Annotated in this window: 18 protein-coding genes and 1 tRNA gene; 8 read left to right on the top strand and 11 right to left on the bottom strand. The window is 52.6% G+C overall.

Features of this window, described 5'->3' with window-relative positions; translation table 11 throughout:
* Nucleotides 1-141: 141 nt before the first annotated feature.
* Nucleotides 142-226: transfer RNA gene (locus tag AC6CHM_RS15115), tRNA-Leu, on the top strand.
* Nucleotides 227-418: 192 nt separating this feature from the next.
* On the opposite strand, the gene AC6CHM_RS15110 is transcribed toward AC6CHM_RS15115, so the two are convergent.
* The 5 genes from AC6CHM_RS15110 to AC6CHM_RS15090 all read right to left on the bottom strand — a co-directional run bounded on the left by AC6CHM_RS15110 (nucleotide 419) and on the right by AC6CHM_RS15090 (nucleotide 6,720).
* On the bottom strand, nucleotides 419-2,425 hold the full coding sequence (locus AC6CHM_RS15110) for an aldo/keto reductase (RefSeq protein ID WP_498173638.1): 2,007 nt from the start codon (nucleotides 2,423-2,425) through the stop codon (nucleotides 419-421).
* Between the two features lie 145 nt (nucleotides 2,426-2,570).
* On the bottom strand, nucleotides 2,571-3,659 hold the full coding sequence (locus AC6CHM_RS15105; protein WP_440808048.1) for an ABC transporter ATP-binding protein: 1,089 nt from the start codon (nucleotides 3,657-3,659) through the stop codon (nucleotides 2,571-2,573).
* 14 nt (nucleotides 3,660-3,673) lie between these two features.
* Entirely contained in the window at nucleotides 3,674-4,510 is an 837-nt protein-coding gene (locus AC6CHM_RS15100) for a carbohydrate ABC transporter permease (protein ID WP_440808050.1), read from the bottom strand.
* Nucleotides 4,507-5,367, bottom strand: coding sequence for a carbohydrate ABC transporter permease (locus AC6CHM_RS15095; RefSeq protein WP_498173637.1), 861 nt, complete (start codon nucleotides 5,365-5,367; stop codon nucleotides 4,507-4,509). Before AC6CHM_RS15095 ends, AC6CHM_RS15100 begins: the two co-directional genes overlap by 4 nt.
* Nucleotides 5,368-5,439: 72 nt before the next feature.
* Nucleotides 5,440-6,720 carry an ABC transporter substrate-binding protein gene (locus AC6CHM_RS15090; protein WP_498173636.1) on the bottom strand — a complete coding sequence of 427 codons (1,281 nt, stop codon included), beginning with the start codon at nucleotides 6,718-6,720 and terminating at the stop codon, nucleotides 5,440-5,442.
* 86 nt (nucleotides 6,721-6,806) lie between these two features.
* Here AC6CHM_RS15090 and AC6CHM_RS15085 point away from each other — a divergent pair, with 86 nt between their 5' ends.
* The 4 genes from AC6CHM_RS15085 to AC6CHM_RS15070 all read left to right on the top strand — a co-directional run bounded on the left by AC6CHM_RS15085 (nucleotide 6,807) and on the right by AC6CHM_RS15070 (nucleotide 9,899).
* Nucleotides 6,807-7,697: a helix-turn-helix domain-containing protein gene (locus AC6CHM_RS15085; protein WP_440808053.1), complete on the top strand. Its 891-nt coding sequence runs from the start codon at nucleotides 6,807-6,809 to the stop codon at nucleotides 7,695-7,697.
* Between the two features lie 105 nt (nucleotides 7,698-7,802).
* Nucleotides 7,803-8,417: a dihydrofolate reductase family protein gene (locus AC6CHM_RS15080; RefSeq protein ID WP_498173635.1), complete on the top strand. Its 615-nt coding sequence runs from the start codon at nucleotides 7,803-7,805 to the stop codon at nucleotides 8,415-8,417.
* 115 nt (nucleotides 8,418-8,532) lie between these two features.
* Nucleotides 8,533-8,862 (top strand): PepSY domain-containing protein, encoded by a 330-nt coding sequence (locus tag AC6CHM_RS15075; RefSeq protein ID WP_115054573.1) that lies wholly within the window; start codon nucleotides 8,533-8,535, stop codon nucleotides 8,860-8,862.
* A 422-nt stretch (nucleotides 8,863-9,284) separates the two neighbouring features.
* Nucleotides 9,285-9,899, top strand: coding sequence for a transglutaminase-like cysteine peptidase (locus AC6CHM_RS15070; protein ID WP_435530097.1), 615 nt, complete (start codon nucleotides 9,285-9,287; stop codon nucleotides 9,897-9,899).
* Nucleotides 9,900-9,948: 49 nt separating this feature from the next.
* Here the strand turns inward: AC6CHM_RS15070 and AC6CHM_RS15065 are convergent, their stop codons facing one another.
* The 6 genes from AC6CHM_RS15065 to AC6CHM_RS15040 form a co-directional block, all read right to left on the bottom strand.
* Nucleotides 9,949-10,245 (bottom strand): hypothetical protein, encoded by a 297-nt coding sequence (locus AC6CHM_RS15065; protein ID WP_498173634.1) that lies wholly within the window; start codon nucleotides 10,243-10,245, stop codon nucleotides 9,949-9,951.
* 244 nt (nucleotides 10,246-10,489) lie between these two features.
* Entirely contained in the window at nucleotides 10,490-12,040 is a 1,551-nt protein-coding gene (locus AC6CHM_RS15060) for a YifB family Mg chelatase-like AAA ATPase (protein WP_498173633.1), read from the bottom strand.
* Between the two features lie 106 nt (nucleotides 12,041-12,146).
* Entirely contained in the window at nucleotides 12,147-13,088 is a 942-nt protein-coding gene (gene gshB, locus AC6CHM_RS15055) for a glutathione synthase (RefSeq protein WP_115054570.1), read from the bottom strand.
* Between the two features lie 87 nt (nucleotides 13,089-13,175).
* Nucleotides 13,176-13,529: a septal ring lytic transglycosylase RlpA family protein gene (locus AC6CHM_RS15050; RefSeq protein WP_307281671.1), complete on the bottom strand. Its 354-nt coding sequence runs from the start codon at nucleotides 13,527-13,529 to the stop codon at nucleotides 13,176-13,178.
* 426 nt (nucleotides 13,530-13,955) lie between these two features.
* The gene (gene uxuA, locus AC6CHM_RS15045; RefSeq protein WP_498173632.1) at nucleotides 13,956-15,146 is read right to left on the bottom strand and encodes a mannonate dehydratase; all 1,191 of its coding nucleotides are present in this window, start codon (nucleotides 15,144-15,146) and stop codon (nucleotides 13,956-13,958) included.
* 36 nt (nucleotides 15,147-15,182) lie between these two features.
* Nucleotides 15,183-15,953: a GntR family transcriptional regulator gene (locus AC6CHM_RS15040; RefSeq protein WP_115054567.1), complete on the bottom strand. Its 771-nt coding sequence runs from the start codon at nucleotides 15,951-15,953 to the stop codon at nucleotides 15,183-15,185.
* Nucleotides 15,954-16,148: 195 nt separating this feature from the next.
* Here AC6CHM_RS15040 and uxaC point away from each other — a divergent pair, with 195 nt between their 5' ends.
* From uxaC to AC6CHM_RS15025, 3 genes are all read left to right on the top strand, one after another.
* Complete coding sequence (gene uxaC, locus AC6CHM_RS15035; RefSeq protein WP_498173631.1) at nucleotides 16,149-17,546, top strand: glucuronate isomerase; 1,398 nt, start codon at nucleotides 16,149-16,151, stop codon at nucleotides 17,544-17,546.
* 16 nt (nucleotides 17,547-17,562) lie between these two features.
* A complete protein-coding gene (locus AC6CHM_RS15030; RefSeq protein WP_498173630.1) occupies nucleotides 17,563-19,041 on the top strand; it encodes a mannitol dehydrogenase family protein in 1,479 nt (492 codons plus the stop codon).
* 117 nt (nucleotides 19,042-19,158) lie between these two features.
* Nucleotides 19,159-20,337 carry an ABC transporter substrate-binding protein gene (locus AC6CHM_RS15025; protein WP_115054800.1) on the top strand — a complete coding sequence of 393 codons (1,179 nt, stop codon included), beginning with the start codon at nucleotides 19,159-19,161 and terminating at the stop codon, nucleotides 20,335-20,337.
* Nucleotides 20,338-20,373: the final 36 nt, after the last annotated feature.

Below are 20,373 nucleotides of genomic sequence, written 5' to 3'. Positions count from 1 at the left end.
GCAAACAGCGCTCGGGAATCATGTATTGCGTTTCTGAAATTGTCCCACACTTGTCGTGGCATTCAATTTAACAATGAATGCCCGATATTGGCCAATATATGCATTGACAGACTCTTGAGCGCCCCTTAGATGAGACGCGCTGCCCAGATGGCGGAATTGGTAGACGCGCACGGTTCAGGTCCGTGTGCCGCAAGGCGTGGAGGTTCGAGTCCTCTTCTGGGCACCAATTCTCTTTTCACATAGGTCCCATGACCTGTTGGAAACACTCAAAAAGCCCGGTTTTCTCCGGGCTTTTTTGTTACCTGCTGATGTCTTAACCGAGTTTGGACGATTGATCCGCAACAGGGTTGCTTGTTGTCATGCGTCAGCTCGGCCGGACGGCAATCAACTACCATCCGGCCGAGGTACCCGATAAACACTATCCTTCAAGCCATTTAACCTCTTCCGGCGTCAATTCTATATTGAGCGCCGACAGGCTGTCTTCGAGTTCATCGAGATTGCGGGGTCCGATCAATGGGATAACGGGAAAGGGTTGTGCAAGCACATAGGCGAGCGCGATGTGGATAGGGCTGCGACCAAGCTTTTTGGCTAGCTCATATGCCCTTTCACGTCGGTCGAAATTCTTTTCAGAATACCACACCCGCACAAGCTCTTCGTCATCACGCTTGTCGCGCCCTGCCCGCTCTGTGAAAAAGCCGCGTCCCTGGCTGGACCAGGCGAAATTGGGAATCTGCGTGGCATCAAGCCAATTTTTCCATGTATCATCCGATGCTGCTACACAACCATCCCATATCGGCACAAGCATTTCAGCGAGGGAAAAATTATTGGACAATGCCGCTGGCGCTGTCTTGCCGTTCTTTTCGGCATAGGCGATGGCTTCGTTCATCCGCTCGCGGGTCCAGTTCGAACCGCCAAAAGGTCCGCGAATACGGCCTGCTTTTACCTCTGCATCCATCGCATCGACAAATTCTCCAACCGGGATATCGATATTGTCGCGATGCATGAAATAGATATCGACATGATCTGTTTTGAGCCGGTCAAGCGAACGGGATAATTGCTTGCCGATCATGTCTGGATAGCAGAGTGGAGAATGTGCACCTTTTCCTATCACGACAATCTCTTGCCGTGGAATGCCTCGACTGGTGTGCCAGTCACCCAGAATCTCTTCAGTCTTGCCATTGGCATAAATATAGGCCGTATCGAAAAGATTTCCCCCGGCTGCGTAATAGGCATCAAGGGTTAGGGAGCCTGCCGCAAAGTTTGGGAAGAACTCGAAACCGAGCGCGACAGCAGATAGAGGTTTTTCGAGGCCAGCTATGGTCCGTTTCGGTACAGTGTTGCCGGGCCTGAGCACATCACCAGAAATAGTTTTTGTGCGAGAAGTGGCTTTTTCGGCCGTATATTCGAGACCAATTGCCGCCCGCCACTGATCAAGCACCCGCAAATTGCCAATAGAATCAGCCCATTCCATACCCGGGGCAGCAAATTGTTGATGTCCCCCATGGATAGCATCGCTTACCGCATCAACTTCGAACGAATAAAGCCAGCGTTCCTCTTTTATCTCAATCGTTTCATGCGTCCCATCGGACTTGAACAATTCCAGCTTGCCAACACCACCCTTTTGACCAGAGGCATACCAGAAATCCTTGACTTCAATCCTGCCGCGCGAACCGATAATGCGAAGCGTATTGTCCTGCTCGGCCATAATGGAGCAGGAGACTTCGGCGATCACGCCATTTGGAAACTTGAGAATGGCTGAAGCCCATTCATCGACGCCTGTCTCGCCAAGATGGCCTGTGCCGAATAGAACTTCAGGCTCAAGGAAATTCTTCCCTTCCATACTTCCTGCAATCAGGCGCGCCATAGAGACCGGATAACAACCAACATCAAGTATGCCGCCGCCAGCGGTAGCATTTGCAAAGAGGCGATGATCCGGTTGTACACGCCCCATATTGAACCCGAAACTTGACCGGATGATGCGAAGATCGCCAATGGCTCCTTCTTTGATAAGCTCTATCAATCTTCGGGTTTGTGGATGAAACCGGTACATAAACGCTTCGCCGGCAAACTTGCCTGCCTTTCGTGCCTCGTGGAAAATGGCTTCCGCCTCGAAGGCGCTCAAGCCTATGGGCTTTTCCACCAGCACATGCTTGCCCGCACGCAGAGCCTTAATCGCCCACTCCGCATGGCCGGTATGGGGCGTCGCGATGTAGATCGCATCTATATCGGACTCATTCAACAGAGCCTCATAGCCGTGGACAATACGGGCGTTTGGGAAACGCTCCACAAGCAGAGGGTTGTCCGGGTTACGCGAACCTATGGCGATGAGTTGACCGGAGTGGGAATGGGCAATGCCATCGGCGAAGGTTCTGGCGATGCTGCCTGGGCCGATAATGCCCCAGCGGATCAGCTTTGTATCATTCATGATATGTCCTCCTTGGGACTTTTGACGGGTTTTGCCTTGGGAGTTGGCGCGGCTGGACTTAGATCGCCGGATTCTGACGGACGCAGAGTGGCGATCGTTGGTGCAACGGAATTTCCGAAATCGTGCCTAGGTTACGGACCGATTTTTAGCGGATTCTGTTGCCGGTAGTGTCGAACAGGAAGACGTTGCTTGCCCTGACGGCGATCGTGAGAGTGTCGCGATTGCTTTCATTGCGGGATTCCTCGCGTTCGATGATGATTTGTTCGCCGCTGCTCACATTGGCGTAGACGTAGCTGGTATTGCCAAGATGTTCGGCGACATCGACCTTGATCGTCAGATCTGCATCGCCTTGGCCGGCTTTGAAAAAATGTTCAGGACGGATGCCAAGTGTCACTTTCTCGCCGATACGGGGTTCGAAATTTTCAACCGGCAGGGTGATTGGTACATTTCCCTGATTTGAGAGAGCGACAGTAATTGTTTGACCCTGCGCTTCGATGACCGCTCCGCTCATGAAATTCATCTTGGGCGAGCCGACAAAACCGGCCACAAACTGGTTGGCGGGATTGTCATAAAGATCGAGCGGCGCACCGATCTGCTCAATATTGCCACCCCGCAGCACGACGATCTTGTCAGCCAGCGTCATCGCTTCCGTTTGATCGTGGGTAACATAGATCATTGTCGCCCCAAGTTCCTTATGGAGTCGTGCAATCTCAACACGCATTTGCACCCTCAATTCCGCATCGAGGTTGGAGAGTGGCTCGTCGAACAGAAACACTTGCGGTTCGCGCACAATAGCCCGGCCAATGGCAACACGCTGACGCTGACCGCCGGAAAGTTGCCTTGGCCGCCGGTTCAACAACTCCTTGATCTGCAAAATGTCGGCAACACGCTGGACCCGGCGCTCGGTATCTTTCTTCGGGTTTCCCGTCATGCGCAATCCGAAGGCCAAATTCTCTTCGACCGTCATGTGCGGGTAGAGCGCATAGGATTGAAAGACCATGGCAATGCCGCGATCAGCAGGCTCCACATCATTGACGATTGTCCCGCCAATGTGGATTTCTCCGCCCGATATGGTTTCAAGCCCGGCGATCATGCGCAACAAGGTAGACTTGCCGCAACCGGACGGGCCGACGAAAACGACGAACTCGCCATCGGCCACGTCAAGGCTGGCATTGTGGATAATTTCATAAGTACCGAAACGTTTGACAACATTTTTGAGAGCAAGTTCAGCCATGCGGCGGTCTCCGATTATTTGATTGCGCCAGCGGCTATGCCGGCGATGAAGTGGCGCTGCAATAAAACGAAGATGACGAGAATTGGCGCGGTGAGCAGGACGGCGCCAGCCATGATACCGCCCCATGAAACCTTGGTAAGACCAATCAGGGTTCCAAGCGCCACCGGCGCTGTCATCATGTTCGGCCGTGAATTAATCAGCAAAGGCCAGAGATAATTGTTCCATGACGCAAGAAAGAGAATGATCGCAAGGGCGGCCATCGTCGGCCGTGCCAAAGGCAATGCGATGCGCAGGAAAATCTGCCATTCCTTGACGCCTTCAACACGGGCAGCGTCAAATAATTCTGCCGGCATCATCGAAAAGGACTGCCGCATGAAAAGAACGCCAAGCGAGTTGAACAGTGGCGGCACGATGAGCGCGGCCCATGTGTTCGCCATTTTGAACTCGCGCGCCACCATGATGAATTGGGGAATGACCACGACAAAATAGGGCAATGTGATCGTGCCCAGAATGATGCCGACCACGACGGATTTTCCCAGAAAATGGTATCGGGCGAGCGCCCAACCGGCCATGGAAGTCAGCAGAACCGACAAGAGCGTGTAAATAAGCGCGACGCCGATAGAGATCATCAAGGCACGGATGAAATTCGTGTCCGCTTGCAGATTGCTCACATTCTCGAAAAAATGTGTTGAAGGCAGAAGTTCAACCCCAGGGCTGAAAATGCCGTAATCGGGCATCGTCGCGAAGATGAACATCATCCATAGCGGGAATAACCAGATAATGGCCAATGGAATAAGCAAGGCATGCAGCGACACGGAGCGAATAAAGGTGGATTTGGATTGTGATCTCATTTTGGTTCACGCCCCAGCCAGAGGTTTAAAAGTGAAATCACGATCGCCAGCCCTGCCATTGTGTAGGCAATGGCCGATGCATAACCAAAGTTCAGTGAAGCGAAGCCTTGCCTATACAGGAACAGGCCAAGCGTTTCAGTGCCCCCGCCTGGCCCACCTCTGTTGGTGATCAGGAACGGTTCAGTGAAAAGCTGCATGGAACCGATAATCGACAGAACCACGCAAAACAGAATCACGGGTCTGAGCAGGGGCAAGGTAATATAAATGAACTGCTTGAACTTGCTTACCCGGTCGAGCGTTGCTGCCTCATAAACATCTTCGGGGATCGATTGAAGACCGGAGAGAATGATGATGGCGTTGTATCCCGCCCAGCGCCAGGTCACGGCAATAATCAACAAGGCCATGGCAAAAGGAGCGTCGGCGAACCAGGATATGGAAGGGATCCCGATCTTGTTCAGCAGCTTGTTGATGATGCCGAAGTCAAGGTTGAACATAAGCCGGAAAACCGCTGCATAGGCGACCTCACCCACAACCACCGGCGCAAAGAAGGCAAAACGAAAAATGCCTCTGGCTTTCAAGAGCGGTGAATTGAGAAGAACCGCGATAACAGTTGCAAGCGTGATCATCACGGGCACCTGAATGACAAGGATGATCATCGTATTCTTCAGCGCATTGTAAAACGCCGGATCAGAAAACAGGCGCCCCCAGTTCATGCCGGGGTTGAAGACCCACGGATTTACGCGCGTGTTCTGAAATGACATCCAGAACGAACTGATAATCGGCCATAACCAGAAAATGGCAAAGATCAAGAGATAGGGCGCCAGGAACCCATAGGCGGCGCGGTTTCGCAGCTGCATCGTTTCTCCCCTTGGCGTGAATGCCAATCGACAGACAACCGGACAGGCATACTGCCCGCCCGGTGATGAGGATTATTCCGCGACCGGAAGGCCGGTCGCCGATGCAATCTGAGCTGCCGCATCGCCCAGAGCTGTCTTTGCATCTGGATACCCACCTTCGAAGTATTTGATCTGGGTTGCCTTGAATATATTATCAGCATCCCCCTGGAACGCCGTTCCGCGGCTTGGCACGATTTTGGGGAGTGTAGCCAGAATATCAGACCAGATTGCCTGCCCGCCCCAATAGGGCTGGGGTTGCGAAATGAAAGGATCACTGGCAGCACTTAACAAAGAAGGCACAAGGCCATATCCTTTGAGCATGGCGACCTGCCCCTCATTGGTCCCAAGGGTATGATTGAGATACGCCCATGCCGCCTCCTTGTTTTCCGAAGTGCCGCTGATAGCCAGTGCTGAACCGCCTATATTGGCGGCGTGCGGACCATCAGCAGTCAGGCTCGGCATGGGATAAACACCCCATTTGCCATCCAGCTTGGGAGAATTGGAGCGAATAGTGCCTTCGTACCAGCCGCCGTAAAGCTGACTTGCGACTGTACCCGCCGTGCTGGACTGAATCTTTTCATTCCAATTGCCGGCTGCCAGCGTACCGGCGCTTTTCATCTCCTTCACCTTTTCCAGCGCCGCCACGCATGCCGGTCTATTGATCGTAATAGACTGACCATCCGTGGAAAAATATCCACAACCTTGCTCATTAGCGAGCATCCGGAACCATTCGCTGTCGCCATTGAAATCGGCTTGCGCCATGCTGACACCGGAATTGGCGGCAGCGATTTTTTTACCCGCCTCGATAAAATCATCCCAGCTCTTGATCGATGCCGGATCAACACCGCCCTTTTCATAGAAATCCCGCCGATAGAAAACCGCCACCGGCCCAGAATCCCAAGGCATAGCATAAGCGACATCGCCGACTTCCAGCTCAGTACGTTTAAACTCCGGAAATTTGGCCTGTATATCGGCCGTATAGCCCAGATCCTTCAAATTGCTGAAGCAATCGGGAAAGCGGTTCCATATAATTTCAGCTTCGAAATTTTCGACTTGCACAATATCGGGCAGTCCCGCGCCACCGGCAGCACAGGCGGCCAGCGTCTTGTCGAACACTTGCTGATTGCCCAAATCCTGAACGTCAACCTTGATATCGGGAAACTTCTTGTTGAAATCCTCAAGTACCAACTTCAAGGATGAAGCCGCTACATCCCATGCCCAAATTGTTATATTGCCGGATTGCGCCAATGCCGGCGCGGTGCTTAAGCCAAGTATCGTGACAATCGCTGTCACGCAAAAAGATTTGAAGCGCATTGAAATTCCTCCCTTTTCAATTGCTCGCTCTTTGCAAACATGGCTACAGTAGCGGCAAGGGAGCGCCTGTCTCCTAAAAAGGACACATGAACTGGGCGGAAAGTAAGATGCGGGAAAGGCCGGTTTACCATCCCGGAGCAAGCAGCGTCGAGGGAATGCCGACTTCGTTGCAGATGTTTTACAACCACCCCGCAACTATGACTATGCCTCATTGGCATGCGCAGGTAGAAGTCAACTATATCATCAGCGGCACAGTTCATTATCGAATGAATGATCATGCCATTCGCCTCAATGCAGGCGATATGTGCCTGTTCTGGGGTGGACAACCCCATCAAATGGACGATTCATCCGACGATGCGATCTATGCAGGTGCGCATCTGCCGCTTGTGCATTTTTTTCGGATGCATCTGCCCGAAACCGTACCCAGCCAATTGATGCAGGGCCGAACATTGGTCACATCGGCGACTGATGCCGCCGACAAAGAGAATTTTGTACGATGGTTTCGTTATGCGCGTTCCGGCAACCCCTCCAAAGAAGCGCATGCGGTCAGCGAGTTATTGCTTCGAATTGAGCGCATCTGCTTCGATCCCTATCGAATGGTTCCTGAAAAGCCGGTTGGGGCGTTCGAAGCTTCGTCCATTCAGCAGTCGGCGCGTGCAGTCAGCCGCATGTGCGATTTCATATCCGCCAATTTCCTGGAAGATATCGATTCCGTCGATATCGCTGTCTCGGCCAATCTGCATCCAAAATATGCGATGAGCGTTTTCAAGAAATCGACAGGCATGACGCTCAATAATTATGTCACTTTGCTACGGCTTTCCTATGCACAGGCAATGCTCCTCCGGCAGGAAGTCAATGTCTTGCAGGTGGCTATGGAGAGCGGGTTCGGTTCGTTGAGCGCTTTCAACAAGTCCTTTCGCAATATTGCCGGCATGTCTCCGTCGGACTTCCGCCGCGATGTAAAGTGCCGAACATAGCAACGTCAGCCTGGAATCCTATTGCTAAAAAAATCAAAACCCATGTCGGGAAAGGCAAGGCTTGTTCGTCCTAGTTTCATACAACCCAAAGTGAGGAACACAGACATGAGAAAGATCATCGCAACAGCCTTCCTGTCACTCGACGGTATAATGCAGGCGCCAGGCGGCCCCGAGGAGGACACGGATGGCGGCTTCAAATATGGCGGCTGGACATTTCATTACTGGGACGAAATCATGGGTGAGGTCATGGACAAGGCCATGGCTACACCTTTCGATCTTCTGCTTGGCCGCAGAACATATGATATTTTTGCAGCACATTGGCCACGAGTCGAAGCGGGTGACCTTATTGGTGACAAATTCAACGCTGCCACAAAATATGTAGCCACCTCTTCCCCCGATACGCTCACCTGGAAGAACACTGTCGCACTTGATCCCAATATAACCGAAGCAGTGCGCAAACTCGGCCAATCTGATGGTGCCGACATACTTATTCAAGGCAGCAGCCAGCTCGTGCACGCATTGCTGGCGGATGATCTTATCGATGAGCTGAACCTTTGGGTTTTCCCGATTGTGCTGGGCAAAGGCAAAGCCTTTTTCAGCGCGGAGGCCAAGCCCGGCGCACTGAAACTGGTTGGTTCGAAGGCTTCAACGACCGGCGTGGTCATTAATACCTATCATAGGGCCGGTGAAATCAAGACTGGTTCCTTCGCGCTGGAATAGTCAATCCTGTGCAGATGCCACACTGATAAGACACAACCAAGGGAACGCTATTGCTTATAAAGCGTTTCCTTGAGCAAGCTGGGGAATTGACTGTTTATCGGAGGAGACGAAAATCATGTTGAAGAAATTGATTATTATTGGTGCGGCATCCCTTATGGCACTCACGGCTGTGCCACAGACTTTCGCGCAAAGTATCCAGTTGGGTCCCGATGGTGTGCGTATCGTTGAGCCGGATCGTATGGACCGGCGCGACCGCAGAGATCGGGATCGCCGCGAGATCAGCGAGCGCCAGGCCGTTCGTATTGCGCGCGCTGAAGGGGTGAGGACCGTCGATGAAGTGAAAAGAACACGCTCGCGCTATGTGATTGAAGGCCTTGATCGTCGTGGCCGGGATATCGAGGTCAGTGTTGACCGTCGCACGGGAGATGTTCTTTCTGTCGATTGATAAGGTTTGATCGGAACAGCCAAAGGATGCGTGCATTCTTTGGCTGAACTTTTAAGATCAGCCAACTTTAGCACGACACGGCCGTCGTCAGGGCTTTCAGGCTAATCCATTAGATTGAGCACCAAGTACAAAACCTTCCGGCAGGAACCAATCCGCACAGAACGGCCACTTTTAAAAGGTGCGCCATATCAATTATTTACGGAGCAAGGCAGCGCCGTTCCAAAGCGTTGTCCGAATGGCTTTCCTTCAACAGGATATGACAAAAAGCGCCGAAAATTACATCATCACTATTGCGGAAGTGCGAAAGTTCAAATTTTAACCATATATTAACAATGGCGGGATCGTGGCGCCATTGTGATTGACTCATGGTCCACTCCGACATTAACGTTTTGTTAATGATCGGCAGTCGGTTGGAGTTAAGAATGTTTGCAGCAGTCAACAAAATGAAATCCTTGGGCTTTGCCCTTGCGCTTTTCACTGCTGCATTTTGTGCAAATCCTGCCGCCGCCGCTGAGCCTTTCATGCAGACGGGCGGAATGACATCACAGCCGATCGGTCATTACGAATTTTGCAAAAGGCTTCCCGCAGAATGCAATATCAAAAGCCGGAATGTAATGCCGGAAACGATGAATCATGATTTCTGGCAGCTCATTGTCAGCGTCAACAGCAATGATAACCAGAAGATCAAGCCACTGACCGATATGGAAATCTATGGTGTTGAAGAATTCTGGGCTTATCCCGATGCGGTCGGCGATTGCGAAGATTACGTTCTTTTGAAACGTCGCGATTTGATGGAAGCTGGTATTTCGCCAGCCAATCTTTTGATAACTGTCGTTCGCAAGCCTGATGGCGAAGGTCATGCCGTCTTAACCGTACGCACCGATCGCGGCGACTTCATCCTCGACAATCTCGTTGATGGCGTGAAGAACTGGTCGGAGACCGATTACACCTATCTGAAGCGTCAGGCCTCCAACAATACAGGCCGTTGGGTCAGCATTGAAGCCCCAAGCAACATTCTGGTCGGTTCAGTTCAGTAACAGCGTTCAACCCATCTTTAAATAAATCGCTCTGTTGAACGAGAAGGCTCTAGCTAAAAATATCCGCATTGCGTTCGACCTGATGCCAATGTTGGTTCACCGGTAAGTCTTTAGCGCGTTGCCTGATCATATCAATGCGGACCGGCATGAAATTCCAAACATCGACACCAACATTAATGCTGTTACACGAACCCTGCCAGTGTTGGTGGACATGCCCGAACAGCTGAATTGCTCCACATCTTGCATGGCTCCAGGTAATCATAGGATAGTGACACAAGGTCAGGCTTTGCTCGCCGTCCTTGATTTCAATCAATTGGGAAACGGGTGCCCAGCCGAGTGTTTTCACCTGTCTGTTGTCGTGATTGCTAACAAATAAGATGCTTGTTGCCCGGGACTCGCTCAAACAGCGATTTTAGATAACCTGCCTTATGCTTTTGCCGACCATGGCTGAAATCTCCAATGATCCAGAATTCATCATCTGGCATCACGCATTGCGTATAATTGGCCAATATCGCCATCGCCGCGTCCATTTCGCTGGCGCAGGATGTTTTCATGACCGAAATGGGGATCAGCCGTTTATCAATGTGCCATCAATAACCTCTTATACTTTCATGCTGCGTCGTCGCCATATCTGCACCCATTCGGTATGAGATAGCTTCGGCGAGATGGATACGACCGATTGTTTCCTGTCCTTCCAGATCCGCCAAAGTTCGCGCTACCTTGAGCACCCGGTGATAGGCTCTGGCCGAAAACTTCATCTGCTCGCTGGCTTGATGCAGCAGAGCCGTGCCTGCTTTGTCCGGTTGAGCTATTTTCTCGATTATCGCGACAGAACATTGCGCATTGGTCGTAATGGCCGAAACCCCCAGCTGCTCGAAACGCAGCTTCTGCATCGTGCGGGCGCGCGCAACGCGTTGCGCCACCACTACGCTGCTTTCCGAAGCCGAAGGCTTGATAAGATCAGCCGCGCTCACGGAAGGTACGTCAATCCTGATATCAATACGATCCAGCAGCGGGCCTGAAATCCGCGCCTGATAGTCCTCGCGGCATCTTGGGCCTCTTGCACAACGGTGCCCCGGTTCACTCGCCATGCCGCATTTGCACGGGTTCATGGCAGCAATCAGCTGGATTTGCGCCGGATAGGATATGCGATGGTTGGCCCGGGCAATCATGCACTCTCCAGTCTCTAGCGGTTGCCGCAGCGAATCCAGAACTTGCGGTGTAAATTCAGGAAACTCATCGAGAAACAATATGCCGCGATGGGCGAGCGAGACCTCGCCCGGTCTCGCCCGTATTCCTCCCCCCACCATCGCCGCCATGGATGCAGAGTGGTGGGGCGCACGGAAGGGACGTCGGTCGGTCAGCTTACCACCCATCAGCTCGCCTGCGATGGAAGCTATCATCGATACATCCAGTAATTCGCGCGGCAATAATGGCGGCAGGATAGAGGGGAGCCGTTGCGCCAGCATGGATTTTCCGGACCCTGGAGGGCCCGACATCAGCATATTGTGTCCGCCCGCAGCTGCGACCTCCAAAGCACGCCGGGCACTCTCCTGCCCCCTTATATCGGTCAAATCCGACAAGCCCGTCGCACTGGCCTGCATTGCAGGTTCCGGGCGCGACAAAACCTGCGTGCCACGAAAGTGATTAGCGAGGGCAATCAGGCTGCGCGGCGCGAGTATATCGATCTCCGAACCAGCCCATGCCGCTTCTGGTCCACAAGGCGCAGGACATATGAGGCCACGATCCTGCCGGTTTGCCGCAATGGCAGCGGGCAGGACGCCTGCAACATGCGTTATTGTGCCATCAAGTGAAAGCTCGCCCAGCACGACATAGGATTGCAGCGCATCAGCCGGAATGGCTCCAAGGCCAGCCATAAGCCCAACCGCAATGGGCAAGTCATAATGACTGCCTTCCTTGGGCAAATCTGCGGGAGCAAGATTTACGGTAACCTTCTTGACGGGCATCGAAAGTCCGGATGCATGCAAAGCTGCCTGTACGCGCTCGCGGCTTTCGGCAACAGCCTTGTCCGGAAGACCAACAATATGCATCCCCATTTTCCCGGGAGCGATCATCACCTGCACATCGACGGGCTGGGCCTCAATGCCCTGAAAGGCGACCGTACGGACACGGGTAACCATGCAATGATCCTTGAAAATACAATAATCCAAAATGAAAAAGTGCTAATGTTTTCACATCAGCACGTTTCATCACGCATGACAAGAACATTGAGTGAACAGGCGAATTTTATCGCCGCTTGGCTTCCACTGAATCCCAGAACAAAGCCGCAATATCAGCTCCGCCGAACTTTTTGACTTCTCTTACGCCGGTCGGAGAAGTCACGTTGATTTCGGTCATATAATCGCCAATGACATCAATCCCGACGAGGATGAAACCTCTTTCACGCAATGACGGGCCGATCCGGGCACAAATTTCGCGCTCGCGGTCTGTCAGCTCGGTCTTCTCGGCCCGCCCGCCAACATGCATGTTGGACCGTGCATCGGTTTCGGAAGGAACCCGGTTGATCGCGCCCACTGGTTCACCGTCAATCAGGATGATGCGTTTGTCGCCGGCGCGGACATCCTTGAGATAGCGCTGCGCGATAAAGGGTTCGCGGAACATCTGGCCGAACATTTCCAGCAGCGATGTCAGATTGCGGTCACCATCAGCCAGATGAAATACGCCTGCGCCGCCATTGCCGTAAAGCGGCTTCAGAATAATGTCGCCAAACTCTTTACGAAAATCAGCGATTTCCTGTGGGTCTTTGGTGATAAGCGTTTCCGGCATGAGATCGGGAAACTCGGTAACGAAAATCTTTTCCGGACTGTTGCGCACCCAGGCAGGGTCATTGACAACGAGCGTCTTCGGATGAATGCGCTCCAGCATATGGGTTGTTGTGATGTAGTTCATGTCAAATGGCGGATCTTGCCGCAGCAACACCACATCCATCTCTGACAGGTCGCGGGATATCTGCTCACCAAGCGTGAAGTGGTCACCCTCTATGTCGCGAACACTCAGCTCTTCAACCCGCGCATGGACAACACCATCGCGCATGCTCAGCCGGTCGGGCGTATAGTGATAAAGCTCATGACCGCGCTTTTGCGCTTCAAGACAAAGCGCGAAGGACGTATCGCCGCCGATCCGGATAGAATTGATATGGTCCATCTGGACCGCGACTTTCAGTGCCATGGAACGCCCCCGATTTTAACGCGAATGTTCACATGGCGATGTCACGTTCAACGATCAAGGTCAATGCCGAGATTATTGGCGCATTTATTAGAGACGGGCCATGCAGATATTTGTGTGACCCGCGCCGACAAAGCCCAGACGGTTTGCAGCTCCCTTTGAAAGATCGATCACACGACCTTTGATGAACGGACCCCGATCATTGATACGCACGACGATGGATTTGCCATTACGCTGATTGGTAACTTTAACCTTGGAGCCGAAAGGAAGCGTGCGATGCGCAGCTGTGAGAGCGGAAGGGTTCATGCGTTCACCAGAGGCGGTTTTGGAGTGAAGTGCATACCAGGAAGCGCCACCGCATGCGGCATTGGCGGAAGCCGCACCAAACATTAAAAGAACAATGGAGGTGACGAGTACCGAACGGATACCTGCAAAAGAGATCATAAATAAATCGCACTTTAAATGGCCCACGGCAGAAACGCCTGATGAAGAAACACGCTCGGAAATGATCTTGGGCAAGTAGATCGCAGCGCGGATGATGCGCCTCTTCTATTTTGTAGAAATGTGGCACCGAGGTGTCGCGATTGATAAGAACAGTTGAGTCTATCTGAATAGAAATGCCAAGTTACTAAAAAAACTTGTCTTATTGTGACTCAAAACGTGATCACGGTTGCTTATCTGGCGTTTAGATATGCCTCTGGGGCTTTCGAACTATGGCGATAATGTGATGATTTATGATCGAATTATTAAACAGGATGCCATTAAGATATGGGTTGGCGCTAAAAGGATTAAAAACCATTAAGTCTTTAGATGTAGAAACCCCGGCTCGATTTGAACCGGGGCTGAAGAAAATCCAAAATGTGATCAGATTTAAACGAGTGCGCTCGCGTCCAGAGCGTGAATAATACCGCGCAGCTCGGCAAGCCCCCGCAGACGACCGATTGCAGGGTAGCCGGGGGTAACTTCCTTGTTCAGATCATCAAGCATGCGATGACCGTGGTCCGAGCGGAAAATAATGCTGTCCGACTTGGCACGCTTCCTATCTTCTGCGAGCAATTCGCGCAACACCGCAACCATATCAACATCGCCTTCCAAATGCGCTGCTTCATGGAAACTGCGCCCATCGCCCTCACGCGTTGTTGCACGCAAATGGGAGAAATGAATGCGCGAGGCAAAGCGCCGCGCAATCTTTGGCAAATCATTATCGGCGCGTACGCCAAGGCTCCCTGTACAGAAACACATGCCATTTGCAGCAGATGGCACAGCGTCGAACAAGGCGGCATAATCGGCTTCTGTCGAAGCAATACGCGGCAAGCCAAAGAGCGAACGGGGCGGATCATCCGGATGCAAGGTAAGCTTCACGCCAAGATCGTCGGCCACAGGCGTCACAGCTTCAAGAAATTCGATCAGATGCTTGCGCAAACGCGGTGCATCAATGCCAGAATAGGCTTCAAGCTTGTCGCGGAAGGCTGGAATAGTAAGCGGTTCAGTAGTCGATCCTGGAAGCGCACTCGCAATATTGCGGGTGAGGTCAGAAATCTCCTGTGCGCCCATAGTTTCGTAAAGATCGCTGGCGATTTCACGATCGGCAGCAGAATAGTCTTTTTCAGCGCCGTTACGCTGCAGGATATGCAGATCGAATACGGCGAAGCTGTTATGGTCGAAACGCATGGCCGTCGAGCCCGTAGGCGTTACATAATCAAGATCTGTACGGCACCAATCGACGACGGGCATGAAGTTGTAGCAAATGACCTTGATGTCATTGGCGCTAAGCGCCTCCATGCTGGCGATCCACGCGGCAATTTCGTGCTTTGCCGCGCCACCAAGACGCTTTACGGCATCAGGAATTGGAATGCTTTCCACCACGGACCATGTGAGCGGTGTACGATCCGATGGAGTCGATTCAATTAATGATTTACGAGCGCGAACCTGATCTGTCGTCCAAGCCTCGCCGATTGGCACTTCATGCAGGGCAGATACAATATCGGTCGCGCCTGCCTGACGCACATTATCCAGCGAAACCCCGGCCTTGGGTCCAAACCATCTCCATGCCTGACGCATTATTCCTCCGTCAAATTTTCGTATTCCAACCGCGGATCAGACAAATGATCCAGGGTGGGTTTTTCTCAATGTTTCAATGTCGGGAATGACGGCATTCAAATGCTGCTTCATTGCCGCGCAAGCGGCGGGAACGTCATGGCTTTCAATCGCGTCGCGAATGATCTTGTGTTCGGAAAGAACATGGTTCATGCGGCCCAGACCCGGCAGCGTCATACGCCGTGCCCGGTCAATCTGCACTTTCACGGGTTTTAAATAGTGCCAGATGCCAGGATGTCCGGATATTCCCGCGATGGCCTCATGAAAGGCCTCATCAGCTTCGTGGAATGCGCTCATATTCTGCCGATCGGCAAAGAAATGCTGGCGGGCGAGTATCTCGTCCAGCCATTCAACATCCTTCGCCGTCGCAACCGCCGCCGCGCGTTCGACCGTAGCGCCTTCAAGGGCCTGCCGGATTATCACCGCTTGCGGTATCAATGCTACAGGAATACGGGCAACGAAAGTTCCCGATTGTGGAAACACGTCGACAAGTCCGTCTTCAACGAGGCGGATCAATGCTTCGCGGACAGGCGTGCGGCTCACACCGAAACGCTCCGTCAAAACTTTCTCGTTAAGTGCTGTGCCAGGCGTCATTTCCATGGCGACAATGGCTGCATGAAGTTCGCGATAAATAGCCATCGCGGTGGTCATACGCCCTGCCGGAGCGCCTCTCGAACTGGATCGCGCAGCTTGAACGGCGCGATCAGGCTTGGATTCCGGCGCTGGCGATGCTAGCTCCGCAGTCTTCCCCCCGACATTCTCTGCTGTCATTTCAGCACTCCATTTCCACCTATCACAGACCGTCAGTCTCATTGAATGATGGAATTCCGTATAAATTCCTAGTCCAATGGCATCGTTATCCGGCGATATAAACGCAATCGCACGCTGTTGACATACTAATATATTATTATTTACTCTTCGCCAAGATCATCGTTCACATCAATTGAACGGCGGCGAGGAACATCCATGGCACTCCACCCAGACAGACTATTCCCAATTGAATCTGACGCGCGTTTGATTGCGAGACGCTTGTTCGACGCAGTGGAGCGTCTACCTATCATCTCACCGCACGGCCATACGGATCCGTCATGGTATGCCAAGGATGAGGCTTTTCCCGATCCGGCCAGCCTTTTTGTAAAGCCCGACCATTATATTTTCCGCATGCTTTACTCGCAAGGTATCCAGCTTGAGGATCTTGGTGTGCCAAGACAGGATGGCGGGCCGGTCGAGACCAACGGGCGCAAGATATGGCGCTTGTTTGCGAAGCATTTTTATCTGTTTCGAGGCACTCCATCACGACTTTGGTTCGAGCATGCACTCGAAACCGTATTTGGGATTGAAGAGCGCCTTACGGAGAAAAATGCAGACGCGCTCTATGACAAAATCGCCGGTCGGTTGGCTGATCCATCCATGCGTCCCCGGGCCCTCTACAAACAGTTCGGGATTGAAGCCATCTCCACCACGGATGCCGCTACAGACGATCTGGCCGCACATGATGCGATACTAAAATCCGGCTGGGATGGCCGCGTGGTGCCAGCCTATCGCCCCGATGCCGTGATTGACGCATCGCGTCCGGATTTTCGGAGCAATGTTGAGAGCTTCACCGCTTTGGCTGGCACGAAGCTTGACTACCAAGGTTATCTTGAAGCTCATCGCATAAGGCGAGCCTACTTCAAGAAGCGTGGCGCTACATCATCAGATCATGGCCATCCGAACGCGCGTACCGCCAATCTTTCGGCCTCGGAAGCTTCGGCATTGTTTGAGCGTGTGCTGAAGAACGCCTCAGTAGCCGATGCGGATCTTTTCCGAGCTCAAATGTTGACCGAAATGGCGCGCATGAGCACCGAAGACGAGCTGGTCATGCAGATACACCCGGGTTCCTTCCGAAACCATAATGCATCGGTGTTCGAGCGCTTTGGCATGGATAAGGGCGCCGACATTCCGCGATCAACAGGCTATGTGGAGGAATTGAAGCCGCTATTAGACGCATTCGGCAATGATAGCCGCCTGACACTCATTCTGTTTACGCTGGATGAGACGAGTTACAGCCGGGAACTTGCACCTTTGGCAGGTCATTACCCTGCCCTGCGGCTCGGACCTGCATGGTGGTTTCATGATAGTCCTGAAGGGATGCGCAGGTTTCGTGAATTGACGACTGAAACCGCTGGTTTCTACAATACGGTCGGCTTCAACGATGACACGCGAGCTTATCTCTCCATCCCGGCGCGTCATGATATGGCGCGGCGGGTCGATTGCTCATATCTTGCCCGGCTTGTTGCCGATCATCGACTGGACGAAGACGAGGCGCATGAAATTGCCCATGACTTGGCCTACCGCCTGGCAAAACAAGCCTACAAGCTTTGACTGAAAGAATACAAACATGACTAAACCAGCACGTCTCTCCAATGCAACACTTTCACATCTGTCAAAGGAGGTGACGCGCCCTGGATATGATCGAAGCCAGACAAAAATTGGCATAGTTCATCTTGGCATTGGAGCTTTTCATCGCGCGCATCAGGCAGTTTATACAGATAGCGTATTGGCCAGCGGCGATAATAGCTGGGGTATCCTCGGCGTGTCTTTGCGCAGTGGTGATACACGTGATGCTTTGGAGCCACAGGACGGGCTTTATACCGTTGCAACACGCAGTGGAGACGGAGACAGCTTCCGTGTGATCGGAAGCATTGGCGGGCTTATGGTCGCCCCGGAAAATCCGGCTGCCGTTCTCGACGCCATGACGAATGCGGCGGTTCGGATTGTCTCGCTTACCGTGACCGAAAAGGGCTATTGCTATTCACCGGCTTCCGCAGCGCTCGACGAAGCTCATCCCGACATTGTTCACGATCTTGCGAACCCCGCTGCTCCGAAATCGGCGATAGGCTTCATCGTTGAAGCTATTTCTCGTCGGCGCGCCAATAAGATAGAACCTTTTACGCTTCTATCGTGTGACAATCTTCCCGCAAATGGCGAGACGTTGCGACGTGTCGTGACACGCTTTGCTGAACTGCGCGATTCCGAACTTGCAAATTACATCAAGGAGAAAATCGCCTTTCCATCAACGATGGTTGATCGCATTGTTCCAGCGACCACTGAAGCTGACCGCGCAACGACTTTGAGCGCAACAGGGCTGGTTGATGCCTGGCCGATTATGACCGAACCCTTCACGCAGTGGGTTATAGAAGATCATTTTCCGGCTGGCCGACCAGCTTGGGAAAATTTCGGCGCAACCTTCGTGGAAGATGTTGATGCTTTTGAACTGATGAAGCTTCGGCTCCTGAATGGCAGCCACTCCACATTGGCATATCTTGGCTATCTGGCGGGCCATGAAACGGTCTCGGACGTTATGAAAGCTCCAGGTTTCAGCGAACTCATCAAAGCGATGATGGATGAGGAAATTTCCCCTACGCTTCCACCGCTTCCGGGTTTCGATCTGGAGGCTTACAAGGCGCAATTGCGTGAACGCTTCTGTAATCCTGCTCTTAGGCATCGTACGTGGCAGATTGCCATGGACGGCTCACAGAAACTGCCCCAACGCCTTTTGAATACTATCCGCAAATGTATCGACAACGGCTTGCCGTTTGATCTTCTGGCGCTCGGAGTAGCCGCCTGGATGCGATACGTGACTGGCGCAGACGAAAAAGGAGACGCTATCGACGTTCGCGATCCGCTTGCAGCTGAACTCAAGAAGCGCGCAGCGAACAAGAACAATGCCGAGGAGTTGGTGACCGCATTTATCGGAATGGACCAAATATTTGGACGGGATTTGCCAGAAAATGAAGCATTCGTTCAATTGGTAAAGACCCAACTTGCGAAGTTGATGCGACTTGGAGCAGCAAAAACCGTTACACAGATAGTCTAAGATGAAGGCCCTTGCTATCTCCATCTGATAGATTAATATATTAGACAATATTGACCAGTCGGGAAGCTGGTCGTGCCCGAAAATAGGGCGAGGGAATTAAACAGGGAGGAAGTCATGATCCGCATTACACGCAGGCACGCTATTGCCGGATTGGCGGCGGTTGCCACCTTGCCGGCAACACGTCTTTTTGCTCAATCCAAACTGGCTTTGCCGAGTTCACCTATCACATTGAATATTGCTGACGTGGCGGGCAACCTTGCACTGACGCAAACGGCAATCGAAAACTACGCCAAGGCAAAACCGGAACTCGTTTCTAAGATCACCTTCACGAAAGCGCCGGCACCGGAACTTCCCGGAAAAATCAAGGCGCAGCAGGCCGCAAACAGGCTCGATATCGATCTTGTATTGACGGGCACAGATGCGCTTTCGGCGGGTCTTGACCAGGATTTGTGGGTCAAGCTTTTGCCTGATCATTCGGCTTCCTTGCCCGATCTTGCTAAAATCTATCTCGAGCCTGCGCACCGCATGCTCGCCTTGGGCAAGGATCACGGCGTAATCGTAACCTATTACCCCTCTGGGCCGCTCCTCGAATATATGCCAGAGCGTGTGAAAAAAGTTCCAACGACCGCCGAGGAACTGCTTGCGTGGGCAAAGGAAAATCCAAACAAGTTCCTCTATGCGCGCCCCGCAAACTCCGGCCCGGGCCGTACATTTTTGATGGGCCTGCCCTATTTGCTGGGCGATATCGACCCGCGAGATCCGGTCAAAGGCTGGGACAAGACCTGGGCCTATCTTAAGGAATTGCACAAATATATTGAATACTACCCAACCGGCACGGGCGCCTTGATGAAGGAACTCGGCGAAGGAACGCGCGACATGACCGTTTCCACCACCGGCTGGGATATCAATCCACGTGTGCTGGGCGTTGTCCCGAAGGAAGCCGCTGTTGCACCGTTGAAAGGTTTCCATTGGGTCGCTGACGCGCATTACATGTGCGTGCCAAAAGGTATCGCCGATGAGAAGCTTGCTGTTCTGCTTGATCTGATGAGCTTCCTGCTTACACCAGAGCAGCAGGCATATACTTATGATCAAGGTTACTTCTATCCGGGTCCTGCGGTGAAGGATGTTCCCATTACGATGGCCCCCCAGGAAAGTCAGGATGCCATCGCTGAATTCGGTCGTGCCGAATATGCTGACTGGATCGCCAATAACCCGGTCGAAATTCCCCTCGAGCCATCATCCATGGTCGTGGCTTTCCGCCGCTGGGATGAAGAAGTCGCAGCCAAAAAGTCCTGATCCCTAGACGAACATGGAGCCATCCGGTGAGACCGG

The sequence above is a fragment of the Phyllobacterium sp. GQ127 genome (genome assembly GCF_059758635.1).
Note: the sequence above shows the minus strand (reverse complement) of the source record. Positions and strands in the feature narration are given on the sequence as shown.

What these genes read in the sequence shown, in the direction of transcription:
- gshB (WP_115054570.1), bottom strand. Translation starts at nt 13,088, where the DNA reads ATGGCACTGAAAGTCGCGGTCCAGATGGACCATATCAATTCTATCCGG.
- AC6CHM_RS15070 (WP_435530097.1), top strand. Translation starts at nt 9,285, where the DNA reads ATGTTTGCAGCAGTCAACAAAATGAAATCCTTGGGCTTTGCCCTTGCG.
- AC6CHM_RS15095 (WP_498173637.1), bottom strand. Translation starts at nt 5,367, where the DNA reads ATGCAGCTGCGAAACCGCGCCGCCTATGGGTTCCTGGCGCCCTATCTC.
- AC6CHM_RS15050 (WP_307281671.1), bottom strand. Translation starts at nt 13,529, where the DNA reads ATGATCTCTTTTGCAGGTATCCGTTCGGTACTCGTCACCTCCATTGTT.
- uxuA (WP_498173632.1), bottom strand. Translation starts at nt 15,146, where the DNA reads ATGCGTCAGGCATGGAGATGGTTTGGACCCAAGGCCGGGGTTTCGCTG.
- AC6CHM_RS15100 (WP_440808050.1), bottom strand. Translation starts at nt 4,510, where the DNA reads ATGAGATCACAATCCAAATCCACCTTTATTCGCTCCGTGTCGCTGCAT.
- AC6CHM_RS15060 (WP_498173633.1), bottom strand. Translation starts at nt 12,040, where the DNA reads ATGGTTACCCGTGTCCGTACGGTCGCCTTTCAGGGCATTGAGGCCCAG.
- AC6CHM_RS15085 (WP_440808053.1), top strand. Translation starts at nt 6,807, where the DNA reads ATGAACTGGGCGGAAAGTAAGATGCGGGAAAGGCCGGTTTACCATCCC.
- AC6CHM_RS15030 (WP_498173630.1), top strand. Translation starts at nt 17,563, where the DNA reads ATGACTAAACCAGCACGTCTCTCCAATGCAACACTTTCACATCTGTCA.
- AC6CHM_RS15110 (WP_498173638.1), bottom strand. Translation starts at nt 2,425, where the DNA reads ATGAATGATACAAAGCTGATCCGCTGGGGCATTATCGGCCCAGGCAGC.
- uxaC (WP_498173631.1), top strand. Translation starts at nt 16,149, where the DNA reads ATGGCACTCCACCCAGACAGACTATTCCCAATTGAATCTGACGCGCGT.
- AC6CHM_RS15080 (WP_498173635.1), top strand. Translation starts at nt 7,803, where the DNA reads ATGAGAAAGATCATCGCAACAGCCTTCCTGTCACTCGACGGTATAATG.
- AC6CHM_RS15040 (WP_115054567.1), bottom strand. Translation starts at nt 15,953, where the DNA reads ATGACAGCAGAGAATGTCGGGGGGAAGACTGCGGAGCTAGCATCGCCA.
- AC6CHM_RS15075 (WP_115054573.1), top strand. Translation starts at nt 8,533, where the DNA reads ATGTTGAAGAAATTGATTATTATTGGTGCGGCATCCCTTATGGCACTC.
- AC6CHM_RS15105 (WP_440808048.1), bottom strand. Translation starts at nt 3,659, where the DNA reads ATGGCTGAACTTGCTCTCAAAAATGTTGTCAAACGTTTCGGTACTTAT.
- AC6CHM_RS15090 (WP_498173636.1), bottom strand. Translation starts at nt 6,720, where the DNA reads ATGCGCTTCAAATCTTTTTGCGTGACAGCGATTGTCACGATACTTGGC.